Here is a 12,566-nt window from a genome sequence, read left to right on the forward strand (position 1 = left end):
GCTATAGCACTGTGTCTTAATAAATATAAATAAGTTCTTTATGCACCAGCTTCTTCAGTCAATAGCTGTAACTTCAGTAGCTTAATTCGAGAAATCCGCTTATTATCCGTTTCTTCCACAATAAACAGATGATCATCAAATTCTACAGACTGTCCTTTTTGAGGTGGATTAACCTCCAGTTTAGAATACAGCCACCCGCCTATCGTATCATAATCCTCTGTTTCCATATGAAGACCCAAAAGATCATTAATCTCTTCAATAAGCATCAAGCCGTCGATGGAGTGTTCATCCTCCCCCAGCTTCTCAACACCAGGACGTTCTTCATCGAATTCATCCTGAATTTCTCCTACAATTTCCTCCATGATATCTTCCAGCGTAACCATTCCTGATGTTCCACCGTACTCATCAATTAGAATGGCGATTTGTGTCTTCGCACGCTGCATGACCTTCAGCAGAGCACTAATCTGAATAGATTCTGGTACGGTTAGAATAGGGCGAATTAATTTATGATAACTTTGTGCACGATCCCTAATTAAGTCCTTGATATGAATGAAGCCTAGGATATGATCTTTGTCTCCATCACAGACTGGATAACGCGTCCTCATTCCATCAAAAGCAATCTCCAGGTTCTCTTCCGTTGAAAGATTATTATTCAGGCAGATCATCTCTGTCCTGGGAATCATGATCTCCCGAGCCATTGTATCGACAAATTCGAAAATATTGTCAACCAGCGCCATTTCGGTATTATCGATAAAGCCGCTTTTATTACTTTCTTGCATGATAATACGGATCTCTTCTTCCGTATGCGCCGTTCCCAGCTCTGAAGCTGGGGCTAAACGGAAGATCCGTAACAAACCACGTGCCAGCCCATTTACGATCCAAATCACTGGATACATGATCTTGTAAAACACATTCATCGGTCCAGATGTTAGCAGAAGGACAGATTCAGCCTTGTTAACTGCAATAGTCTTAGGTGCAAGTTCACCAAGTACGATATGCAAGATAGTGATAAACATTAGAGCAATAATCAAAGATACAACATTAACAGAAGTTACTCCAAAACCTAAACTTCCTAACAATGGCCCGACTAGGTTAGCTATAGCTGGTTGACCCAGCCACCCTAGCGCAAGCGAAGCCAATGTAATACCAAGCTGACAGGCGGATAGATAACCTTCCAAGTTGCGAACGATGCTTCTCGCTTTTAAAGCTTTTTTACTACCTTCTTCAATAAGGGTATCAATTCTACCGCTTCGTACTTTCACCATTGCGTATTCGACTGAAACAAAAAATCCATTTAATAATACCAACAGAATAATAAGACCTACGTGTAATATACCGGGTAAAGGGTCGCTCAATTTATAATCCTATCCATCATTCTCCGTACGGATGGATAGGCCCACCTCCTTCGTTTTTTCAGAGTAGCGGCAAGAAGCTTGCCAGTTGTTCCTTTCAGTATCAATTTCCCAATGGTTTCATCTCCAGTCTGGAATCACGTTTTTGAATATATACTTTATTATATTAATATATTGGGGCAAACCGCAAGCATGCGTGTCCTTTCGAAAAAAAATGGGTCTTTATTCCCCTTATTATTCCAAAATATTAGTATGTATAAAGAAAACCCCCTCACCGTTAAGTGTTGGGGTTCATCCACAACTATAAGGACTTGATTAGCGACAGTTTCTTGTTGTAGGAGGATTACCGATCACTCCAGGGTACTGGTAAGTAAGGGGCTCATCAAATGTAGCATAATCAAAATAAATCATAAGTAATACAGTACGTTGACCAGTTACTGGGTCACTAATAATAATGTGGTCACGGCCCGCAGCTTCCAGCACACCCTTGTAAACTTTGGCATTCCACTCTTTGTTATTTTCGTAAGTAAAATAAAATGTACCTACTTTGCCTAAATTCAGTCTGAAAATATTTTCGATATACGATTGTTCAAACTGTTGAGGTGGGTTTTGAACTACAACCCCTCCTGGTGTCATCGGACTTCCGCTGCTAACTTGTGGCGGCATGCTACCCATGCCTTGCATCCCTTGCATCCCTTGCATTCCTGAAGACATTGGCATTTGCATACCTGAAGAAGAAACACTACCAATAGTATAAGTGACAGGACGGTATGGTTGAACGATCATTTAATGAAACCTCCTAAATGTTTATCGGAGCTGCTGCTCCCTTTGGACACAAAAGAACCTTTACACTAGCTTACTGAGAGAATTACTCATAATAATGAGTAATTCTCTTTTACACAGTTACCCTGTTAATTACCAATAAATACAGCCGGGCAATCTTCTCCAGTCGGAGTAAAGAAGCAATGAGCTTTGAAGCGGCCTGTGTTTTGTTGGTTATACCAGGTTGGAGGGCAATCTCCTACAGGACGGAAGAACCATAAAGCATTGGTCGCTGGCCATGTTCTTTCACCTGCAATTGCACGTTTAGCAAGACGGATGTCTGCTTCTCTTGCTCGTTGATAGAAGTAGCTTTTCTGCGGGGCTTCGAATCCTCCTGGACTTTGATAGACCATGTCATTCACATTACGAATGTTCAAAAAATCAAGGCAATTGCCAAGAATCCGGTTGACACCAACATTGCCGACCATAAGCATACCGAGATCTCCATCTTCCTCAGCTTCCGCTCTCATCAACCGCGCTAGCACCTTCACATCTTCCGAGTTCGTTTTGATGACGGCCACGCTGTCTCCTCCTTGGGGTTGCTTCGTAAACAACCTCGTTCTTAACTGCATGGTGTATTGTATGTGCATTAGCCCAAGAGGTGACAGTTCCAACCTAATTTTAAAGCCATTTGCATTCCGTTTAGTTGCTAAATAGTCCGCAAATAAAAAACCATCCCTCTGCTCCGTTGAATGGAACAGAAGAATGGTTTAAGAATGAATGTATAGCTAATGACTACTCCGCTGTGGAGTATTGTGGTTGTCGCTCAAATCCGTGATATCTGGTTCCTTGATAGGTAAGCATGCCTTTATCGCCTTCTGCACTCATTCCATATTCATGGCCATCTACTTTAAATTCAATTCGACTGCCCCCATTCAATTCGTACGTTAAGTAGTAGGTTGTACTCGTACGACTTGAACCATTATCTTCTTGAACCTGCTGCTGTCTTATTTCACTCCGCTTGCTGACGATACGGGCAGGGATGGTTAGCATGGGTGAGCTATTGTTCCGGCTCCATTGAAGCAAACCCCTGCCTGCTGATACTGCAAGAATACCAACCATTACAATGAGAAATATTGGCATCACTGTTCCAGAGAAATCAAACATCCATGAAAGATCCGGGCCCATTCCCATGACATTTCCCCCTTCATACCCATGTAATTCCGACCTTTGCTTAGCTTCGGGCACTTCTGTACATGTATATGCCTCTTCTAGTCCAGAAAGCATTAAATTAGTGAGACTTCATGCAAAAAGACCACTTCGTTTTCTTAGAAATCAAGAAATCGAGTGGTCTTTAATCGTAGTCTTGAATGATCAGATTAAGCATGAACGAGGTCTAGCAATTGCTTCGTTTCGTCAGTCTCAACATCTAACATACCATTTTCTGCCCAGCAAGCTCTGCATTGTTCTTCTGTTTCACACAGGTGAGCGTCATCACAGTTGTAGCAAAGTTGCAGCAGGTTTCTTGTCATATAATCTGTTTCAAATGTTTTCATTGTAATCTCTCCTATTCGAAAGTTAAGTTTGTGAAATTTTGAACTTGTTCTATGTGTTAAATATATCACAGGATCATTTAAATGTCATGTGATTTTTTTCACATCTTTAAAGAAAATTTTAATTAAGTTTTTTCCTTATATTCATTCAATCAACAACACATTGATTTAAGATTTCATGCCTGAAAATTCACACAAATAAAGAAGCTGCCCCATAAGTAGCATCCACTACTTTTGAAACAGCTCCTCTTTACTTTACATTACACGCCAACTATTCCCACCATTTGTAGTTTGTAAGAGGAGCGAGCGTTTTTGTTCTTTTTTCTCAAGCAAAAGCCACCCCACCTCTGTGGAAATAAACTGCATCTTAATCGTCTCAGGATATTCCACAAGCTTCGACTTCAGCACACTACTCTCCTTAAGAGAGACCCAAGTTTTCCCTTGGTTAACGGTGTGGTAAAGAGTGTCACCAATAATGGCCCAGCCGACTTGTGAATTCAGAAACGTAGGAGCGCTCTGATGATTCCCTTCGGTGGGACTCTGTAATTCAAAGGGAGCGAACTTCCAGTTGTCTCCACCATTAGCGGTAAAGTAACCGTGGTAAGTAATCGTTTTATCTTTATCGTTTTGGCAGCCCACAGACATCCAGCCATTAGTTTTACTAGCATCAAAGAACTCTGGTTTGCCAGTAACTACTCTGTCACAGCTCTCCAGTTGTTCATTTACCAGAAAAGACTGACCTGGATTCCAACTCTGACCACCATCCTTAGTCATAAAGATTTTAGGAAGTGCACCAGTCTGCAGCGTTACAAATCCATCTACACGGTTCTTGAATATCATTCCAGTGCTTACTCCTGCGAACGGTATCGAATGATTTGGAAGGTTCGGATTATATTGTTCATTCTGCATCACTTCTTCCCATGTGGCTCCACCGTCTGATGTCGAGTAAAGAGCCTTGCTCTCCTTATTAGGAGTAGCGTTCGAAGAGGTCATCAACCAGCCTTGAGTGGGTGAATTGAAATAAACAGAAGATACAGCATTATCATCACCTAGGGATGAGACTTTCCAGCTCTCCCCTCCATCTGTAGTTCGTAACACTATATTCTCTGTTGTGCCAAATGCACTTCTTATAATCCAACCATGATTCGGGTCCGTAAAAAAGATACCTTTTCCATAGGCAGGCGTTGAAAGGAACTGCACATTGGGTGCAGGTGAAATATTAGCCCATGTCGCCCCGTTATCCCGGGTAATATACAATCGAAGTTCATTTTTTGTTACGCCCCAGACCAGACCCTCTGTCTCATTAAGCAGATGAAAACCTGTAATTCGAGTTTGAACCTGATATTTCGGGGCACTTTCATTGTTAGTATTGTTATTAGGTGGTGTAATCAGAGTAATCGTCTGTCCTTCTTCCGGTGCTTCTGTAGGTTGTGGCTGTGGAGAAGGCTCCGGTGGTGGTGAAGAACATGCCGAGACTATCCACGCTAAAAAAATTAGCATCAGAAACATTCTTAGTGTTTTCAATCCAGCAATCCTAGATGTCAATGCCCTCTCTCCTCTCGTGTCGAATCTTATTTATGATTTAACTTACTATTACGGTAGCCGTATAAAAAATAGATCAGAAGACCAAGACCCGTCCAAATCAGAAATCCAATCCATGTCTCACTTCCTAGATTATACATCAAAAATCCGCATGTTGCCGCACTTAGCAATGGAATGAAAGGTACCCAGGGTACTCTGAACCCTCTTTTCATATTGGGATGAATCATCCGCAAGGCAATTACACCCAAAGAAACGACAAAGAAGGCAAACAGTGTTCCAATGCTTGTTAAGTTAGCCAATCGATCTAAAGGTATGAATCCCGTTAATACAGCTATAATGATGCCAACCATCCAAGTACTACGAATAGGTGTCTGAGTTTTAGCATTGATTTTAGATAATCCTCTTGGCAAAAGTCCATCCCGTGAGATGGCAAATATCAGTCGAGTTTGACCGAACAGCATTACTAGCAGTACGGTGGTCATTCCCGCAATAGCTCCAACCGAGATTAGACCCGCTATTATATCTTGATTCACGACACGAAGCGCATAAGAAACGGGATCGCTAACATTGAGATCCTTATAGGGTATAATACCCGTTAATACGAGTGAAACTAGTATATACAATACTGAGCATATAGCAAGGGATGAAATAATCCCTATAGGCAAGTCGCGTTGAGGTCGCTTTACTTCTTCTGCAGCAGTCGATAACGCATCAAAGCCTATGTAGGCAAAAAAGACAGTTGCCGCACCGTTCACAACACCTTGAAAGCCAAACGGTAGGAATGGAGTCCAGTTCTCTGGTTTAACATAGAAGAATCCCGTTACGATAAACAAAAGTACTACAGCTATTTTGATGACAACCATAATCGCATTAAAACGAGCAGTCTCTTTAGTTCCTCGTGTCAGTAAGTAGGAAATTAGTAAAATAATAATGACTGCTGGTAAATTAATAAGGGTACCCGCTTTCGCGTTATACGCCCCCGATAGCGCTGTAGGTATATGAATCCCAAAGCCCTCCAAAAGTCCTTGTAAATAGCCTGACCACCCACTGCTTACTGCGGCTGCTGCAACGCCGTATTCTAACACAAGGTCCCAGCCTAAAATCCAAGCGAGTAGTTCTCCAAAAGCTACATAACTATAAGCATAGGCACTTCCGGAGACCGGGATGGTCGATGCAAACTCTGAATAACAAAGGGCTGACAGCACACAGGCGAAAGCGGCTAACAGGAATGAAATGACAAGCCCCGGTCCAGCGTGTTCTGCTGCGGCTACTCCTGTCATTACAAAAATACCAGTACCGATAATCGCTCCTACACCCAGCATGGTTAGATCTAGCGCACCAAGTGTTTTGTTTAACTTGATTGCACCGGAGTTTGAAGGTGCGATTAGCGGTTTTTTACGAAATAAATCCATTCTAACATTCTCTCCTGTCTAGTCATGTTGTCAAATTAATTAGAGAATTTCTATTTAGTATGCCCAAAATGGGGTAATGCATTAAATAAGACCTGCTTGAAAACAATAACGTTAGCGATTATGATGGACAAGATTAAAAGCTAAAAATTTTAATTACTGAGGAGATGGAATCATGGCCCCCCCGAAACCCAATCGTGTCGTAGTCATTGGTACTGGAGCAGTTGGTACAACAACAGCCTATACATTGCTGCTACGGAGACGTATGCCTGAGCTCGTACTTATTGACGTTAATCAAAAGAAAGCCCTTGGAGAAGCATTGGATATGAATCACGGCATGCCCTTTGTTGGTGGTGTAAAGCTATGGGCTGGTACATATGAAGATTGCCGTGAAGCGGATATCATCATTGTAACTGCCGGTGCATCACAAAAGCCGGGTGAAACCCGGATAGATCTACTCCGCAAAAACATTTCAATTTTCAAAGATATCATTCAAAAAATCACCAAATATAATCAACATGCGATCCTACTTATTGCTACTAATCCTGTAGATATTTTGTCATATGCCACTTTGAAAATAAGTGGATTTGATCGCAGAAGAGTCATCGGTTCCGGAACGGTGCTGGATAGTGCACGGTTTCGCTACTTGATCGGACGCCACAAAGAAATTGATCCACGCAGTATTCACGGTCAGATTATCGGAGAACATGGAGACTCGGAACTTCCTGTTTGGAGTCTAGCAAATGTTGCCGGAATTGATCTCGGTTTTGACGAAGCAGAACAAGAAGAAATATTCCAAGATACTAAGAATGCCGCTTATGAAATTATCGATGCCAAAGGCTCAACCTCTTACGCAATAGCTCTAGCACTAGATCGTATTGTTGTCTCCATTCTGCATAATGAAGGCTCAGTCTTAAACGTATCTACTTTATTGAATAATTATAACGGAGTTTCGGATGTTTACCTTGGCGCTCCTTGCGTCGTAGACCGGTCCGGTGTACGAGAAGTACTAGATCTTCCATTGAATGAGACAGAACGAGCTCTATTCCAGAAATCGGCCGAGAAGCTTAAAGCTGAGATAGCAAAGCTAGAACTATAAGCAAATGAATACATGGGGCTCTCTCTAACGTCATAATATATGGCCGGGGATTGCCCCTTTTTCATGAAAAGAATTGCATTTTGAATTCTATCAAATCTGGATTTGCAATTTTGACATGGCTTCTTCCTTCTCCCGGCTCGTGATATGCGTGTAAACCGTTGTAGTCTGAATGGAAGAGTGTCCGAGCAGTTCCTGAACCGTTCGCAGATCCGCCCCTTTTCGTAACAGCATAGTAGCGAAGGAATGTCGAAGCTTATGGCTCGAATATGGACGACGTTGTGCAGCAGGCACATCCCTTTGGAAACGATCGAAGGTGTCCGCAGCGATTTGCTGAATGCCACGTATGGACAGCCTGCGTCCTTTTTGGGAAATGAACATAGCCTCCTCTTTACTGCGCCAAGGACTTAATCGTTTTTCTATTGCCATATCGAGAAAAGGTACCACATCCTCTGGAATCGGTACATTACGCCATTTACGTCCCTTACCGAACACTCGAAGTGAATGTCTTTCTACATTATAATCACTTAAATTCAGCGTGTGGACCTCCCCCACACGAAGCCCCATATAGGACATAAGTAAAAAGACTGCTAAATTACGGCCTTTATATTTCCCATCTATAGAAGACAAAAATCGTCCCAGATCACCTTCATCTAAGTAGACCGGTTCACGATTGATCTCAGTTTTAGATTTCTTAATCCCAGCTGCAGGATTGGTTAAAAGCATTTCCAGTTCAATTAATGCCTTAAAAAAGCAGTTAATAGAGGCATGCTTACGGTTACGGGTAGCATCACTTACGCCACGTTCACGGACTGATGTAAGAAAGGAAATAACATGTAGCTTCTTCACAGATTCTAGCTTTTTACCATTCAGACTTTCTAAAAACTGTCTTACATCTACTAAATAGGATTTCTGCGTATAGGGAGTGTATCCGGCATCCTTCATCCAGATTAAAAAAGCCTCAAGCCCCTCTTCGTAGTCTTCACTCCACTCATTCATGACCTCAAGCCTCCCTTGATTTCGACAATCTATTGTACCATAGAATAGCTATGAGCTTTATCTTAACTGCTCCAATTTTCAGCATGCTGTTGTACAGATTTTAAAAACTCTGTCAGTACAGGCGATTTCCATTTTTTATGATGATAGGCTATTTGAGTAGCCACACGCTGTGATTCATCATTCCAATTCAACCTAGCTAGCTTCCCTTCCGCTAATTCGTTGTTAACAGTAATCATTGGAATAAAAGCGATGCCTAGACCCGCCATAACACATTGCTTGATCGCCTCGATACTCCAAAACTCTAACGTAGGGTCAGGAAATACCCCATGTCTGTTTAAATGATGTTCAAATAAAGTACGGTAGCTACAACCAGTTTCCGTATGCAATATTGTTACTCCCTTAAGATGAACCGGCTCTACCTCTGAAAGACTCATTAAGGGGTGATCCGGCGGGGCGATCAGGGTCATTTGTTCATGCACCAGTGTTTCTATATTCAGATCTTTATCTTCCGTCTCTGGCTGCAGAAGGAAGGCCAAATCCAGTTCACCGGAACGAACTAAATCCGTTAGCTCCCAGCAAGCCCCAGGCTTCAGAAGAATTTGGACCTTTGGATATTTCACACGAAATTCCTTGATAATGCCCGGTAAGCGAAAAGCAGCCAAAGATTCAGGTGCACCTATCCGTAAAGACCCTGTTAGCTCACTCTCGGAGCGAAGAGCTTCTTGCGCTAGAGAGTGCATTCTGGAGATCTCTTGAGCGAATGGGAGTAGACGGCGTCCCGCATCGGTTAGAATGATCTTTTTACTGATCCGATCGAATAACGGCTGACCTATTTCAGTCTCTAGCGTTTGGATCTGTGCGGTGATACTGGATTGTGCATAATCGAGCTTCTGTGCAGCGCGTGTAAAACTACCCGTCTCCACTACGACTAAAAAGGTAAAAAGATGACGTGATTCCATGTGAACCCCCTAAATAATAGTCAACCATCGGAATTTCGAATGGATACTATTCAAAAATTCTGTTTTTCCAATGGATCTATTATCTGCTACTCTATAACAAAAGACAATGAAAGCAGGATTAAAAATCATGAAAGATTCAAGTTCAACCACTTTACGAAGAAACATCGGCATGCCGCAAGCCATAGCTCTTTATATCGGCGCTGTATTGGGATCAGGGGTCTTAATCGTTCCTGGGCTGGCTGCAGAAATGGCTGGTCCCGCTTCATTATTAGCGTGGGGATTTATGACACTGTTGATCCTGCCCATGGCCTTATCCATGGGTCTGCTCTCTGCCAAGTTCCCTAACGCTGGTGGCGTCTCTCACTTCGTTACCCTTGCGTTCGGACCTAAAGCTGGATCATTAGTAGGCTGGTTCTTCCTGATGTCCGTTCCGATAGGTGCGCCTGTCGCTGCACTAACCGGAGCTGGTTATATGACAGCCGCTATGGGCTGGGATGAACCTGCAAAAATTACTATCGCTGCGGTGATGTTGGCCATAGGCCTGATTACAAACTGGAATGGCATGCAGGTGGCGGGAAAGGTGCAAATAGCGGTAGTGATTGCCATTGTAGCTGTTCTCGTCTTCTCCTTCGCTACTGCGCTTCCACGTATGGAGGTTGAACATTTCACTCCCTTTGCCCCACATGGCTGGATGAGCATTGGTCAAGCCGCAGCAATCTTATTTTGGTGTTTTATTGGTTGGGAAGCTGTCTCACATCTCTCTGAGGAGTTCAAAGATCCACAACGCGCTGCAGTTAAAGGTGTGACCATCGCTGCTATTATTGTTGGTGTTTTATATTTCTTATCCGCTTTAGCGACGGTTGGCACACAAAGCTACCTTAAAGGTGGGTCGAGCACATCACTTGTCTGGATCATAAGTCAGCCCCTTGGACGCTGGGGAGGATTTATCGCAGGACTTACAGGTCTCTTCATCTGTACCGCCACTATTATCGCTTATGCCGGTGCCGCCTCACGCGTGGCTTATGCGTTATCGCGTCAGGGTTATGCACCGCAATGGATGGGGAGACTATCCAAACCATATCATACCCCTATCGGTGGGATAGCTTTCCTGCTCCTCTGTTTTGTAACGGTCATATCACTGTACAGCAGCGGATTGATATCTATCACTACTTTGATCCAGTTTCCGAATGCGACATTTATCCTGACTTATATAGGAGGCTGTGCTGCAGGGATACGCCTACTTAAGGGATGCAGATTAGGCGTGACGATTAGCTGGATCTCTTTTCTAGCTACAGCTGCCGTGTTTCCTTTTACTGGCTGGGCGATAGGCTATCCGTTACTCATTACCTTGATGTTTATATTGATCTTTCGTATCAAACATAAACAAGCGGTTGCCGGAATAAAGAATTCGAATCGTGAAAGGTATGAAGGCCAACGAAAAGTGTTATAAGGCTCATAATCATCTGTTTCAATCATTTTTGGCAGTGTGATGCGGCAACTTCAGTTTATTAGATCCTTTCTTTCAGGACGAGTTTGCCATCGGACACAGCGGATCTTAAACGCAGAATTATGGCATATATTGAGCGCTAACGGACCCAAGTGCCGCTATTGGCAAGAAAAACACCAAATACTACCCATTGTTCATGTAATAGTTGTACTGGAGTCCGAAAACCTGCTCAAAAAGTAATAAATGCGCAAATAGCTGCACTTGGGTCCGTAAGCAATTCACCATCATTAATTGAGAAGCAACAAATTACATGAATGAATTATATCGTTTCAGCATTCGTCTAGATGGTTATGGAATGAAGAGGGCAAACTATACTATGACCAGAAAAAGGAGACGATACATCATGCCAAATCAACCAAAGATTATTCTTGAGCCAGCAGCGCAGAAATTTGCCGATGATAATTCCAAACCTCCGTTCCTTCCTGATCTTGGACCAGAAAAAGGCCGTGAAACGGTAGATACTGTACAATCCAGTGAGATATATAAACCTGAAGTCGATATTGAAGATCTTATGGTGCCGGGAGGACCTAACGGTAATGTTTCCATTAGAATTGTTCGGCCCCCTAGCTCCTCTTCCGCGTCGTTGCCAGTGATTCTTTACATTCATGGTGCAGGCTGGGTGTTTGGTAATGCCCATACCCATGACCGCCTGATCCGTGAACTAGCTGTTGGAGCAGAGGCTGCGATTGTTTTTCCAAATTACAGCCTCTCTCCAGAAGCTAAATATCCTACAGCAATTGAAGAAATCTATGCTGTTCTGAAATGGATTGCTGAACAGGGAAGCAATCACGCCCTTGATGTGAGCAAGTTATCCATTGGCGGTGATAGTGTCGGTGGAAATATGGCAGCCGCCATTACTCTAATGGCTAAAGAACGCAGTGGCCCGAAGATAGGGAAACAACTATTGTTTTATCCTGTAACGGATGCCTCATTTGATACCGAATCCTATCATGAGTTCGCCGAAGGTTATTTCTTGCAGCGGGATGGTATGAAATGGTTTTGGGATCAATATACCACTGACCCTGAGGAACGGAATCAGATCACAGCCTCCCCGCTTCGAGCTAGTGTCGAGCAGTTACGCGATCTTCCCGAAGCACTAGTCATAACTGGTGAAGCAGATGTTCTACGTGATGAAGGTGAAGCTTATGCCGCTAAATTACGTGAAGCTGGTGTCACTGTCACGGCCGTTCGCTTTCAAGGGATCATACATGATTTTGTGATGCTAAATCCTTTGGCTGATACCAACGCCAAAAAAGCCGCCATTAAGCTGGCGACTACCTGGCTTCGTGAAGGCTTCTAAATAACTGAATACTCTAACCCATGGCGAATTGGTTTACTCAAGAATTCTTGTGTAAACCAATTCGCTTTTTATTTGTTAACATAATAA

12 protein-coding genes are annotated in these 12,566 nt (G+C 43.0%); 3 read left to right on the forward strand and 9 right to left on the reverse strand.

Annotated features, from left to right (window positions below):
* Positions 1-38: 38 nt before the first annotated feature.
* The 7 genes from QNH28_RS15935 to bcaP form a co-directional block, all read right to left on the reverse strand.
* Positions 39-1,355, reverse strand: a complete 1,317-nt coding sequence (locus QNH28_RS15935; protein WP_283907560.1) for a hemolysin family protein — start codon at positions 1,353-1,355, stop codon at positions 39-41.
* Positions 1,356-1,667: 312 nt separating this feature from the next.
* A complete protein-coding gene (gerQ, locus tag QNH28_RS15940) occupies positions 1,668-2,078 on the reverse strand; it encodes a spore coat protein GerQ (RefSeq protein WP_481858391.1) in 411 nt (136 codons plus the stop codon).
* Between the two features lie 185 nt (positions 2,079-2,263).
* Entirely contained in the window at positions 2,264-2,695 is a 432-nt protein-coding gene (locus QNH28_RS15945; protein ID WP_076283592.1) for a cell wall hydrolase, read from the reverse strand.
* 214 nt (positions 2,696-2,909) lie between these two features.
* Positions 2,910-3,302, reverse strand: a complete 393-nt coding sequence (locus tag QNH28_RS15950) for a DUF2500 domain-containing protein (protein WP_042194012.1) — start codon at positions 3,300-3,302, stop codon at positions 2,910-2,912.
* A 191-nt stretch (positions 3,303-3,493) separates the two neighbouring features.
* On the reverse strand, positions 3,494-3,670 hold the full coding sequence (locus tag QNH28_RS15955; RefSeq protein ID WP_283907562.1) for a hypothetical protein: 177 nt from the start codon (positions 3,668-3,670) through the stop codon (positions 3,494-3,496).
* Between the two features lie 252 nt (positions 3,671-3,922).
* Positions 3,923-5,212, reverse strand: coding sequence for a WD40/YVTN/BNR-like repeat-containing protein (locus QNH28_RS15960; RefSeq protein ID WP_283907563.1), 1,290 nt, complete (start codon positions 5,210-5,212; stop codon positions 3,923-3,925).
* Positions 5,213-5,238: 26 nt separating this feature from the next.
* Positions 5,239-6,621 (reverse strand): branched-chain amino acid transporter BcaP, encoded by a 1,383-nt coding sequence (gene bcaP / locus QNH28_RS15965; RefSeq protein ID WP_283907564.1) that lies wholly within the window; start codon positions 6,619-6,621, stop codon positions 5,239-5,241.
* 172 nt (positions 6,622-6,793) lie between these two features.
* Between bcaP and QNH28_RS15970 the strand changes: the two genes are divergently transcribed.
* A complete protein-coding gene (locus QNH28_RS15970; RefSeq protein WP_283907565.1) occupies positions 6,794-7,717 on the forward strand; it encodes an L-lactate dehydrogenase in 924 nt (307 codons plus the stop codon).
* A gap of 90 nt (positions 7,718-7,807) precedes the next feature.
* Here the strand turns inward: QNH28_RS15970 and QNH28_RS15975 are convergent, their stop codons facing one another.
* On the reverse strand, positions 7,808-8,713 hold the full coding sequence (locus QNH28_RS15975; protein WP_283907566.1) for a tyrosine-type recombinase/integrase: 906 nt from the start codon (positions 8,711-8,713) through the stop codon (positions 7,808-7,810).
* A gap of 62 nt (positions 8,714-8,775) precedes the next feature.
* On the reverse strand, positions 8,776-9,672 hold the full coding sequence (locus QNH28_RS15980) for a LysR family transcriptional regulator (RefSeq protein WP_283907567.1): 897 nt from the start codon (positions 9,670-9,672) through the stop codon (positions 8,776-8,778).
* Positions 9,673-9,799: 127 nt separating this feature from the next.
* Between QNH28_RS15980 and QNH28_RS15985 the strand changes: the two genes are divergently transcribed.
* Both QNH28_RS15985 and QNH28_RS15990 read left to right on the forward strand, forming a co-directional pair.
* Positions 9,800-11,122 (forward strand): APC family permease, encoded by a 1,323-nt coding sequence (locus QNH28_RS15985; RefSeq protein ID WP_283907568.1) that lies wholly within the window; start codon positions 9,800-9,802, stop codon positions 11,120-11,122.
* 400 nt (positions 11,123-11,522) lie between these two features.
* A complete protein-coding gene (locus tag QNH28_RS15990; protein ID WP_283907569.1) occupies positions 11,523-12,479 on the forward strand; it encodes an alpha/beta hydrolase in 957 nt (318 codons plus the stop codon).
* Positions 12,480-12,566 lie beyond the last annotated feature (87 nt).

Origin of the sequence: Paenibacillus sp. G2S3 (assembly GCF_030123105.1) — a bacterium.
Taxonomy (GTDB): Bacteria; Bacillota; Bacilli; order Paenibacillales; family Paenibacillaceae; genus Paenibacillus_AQ.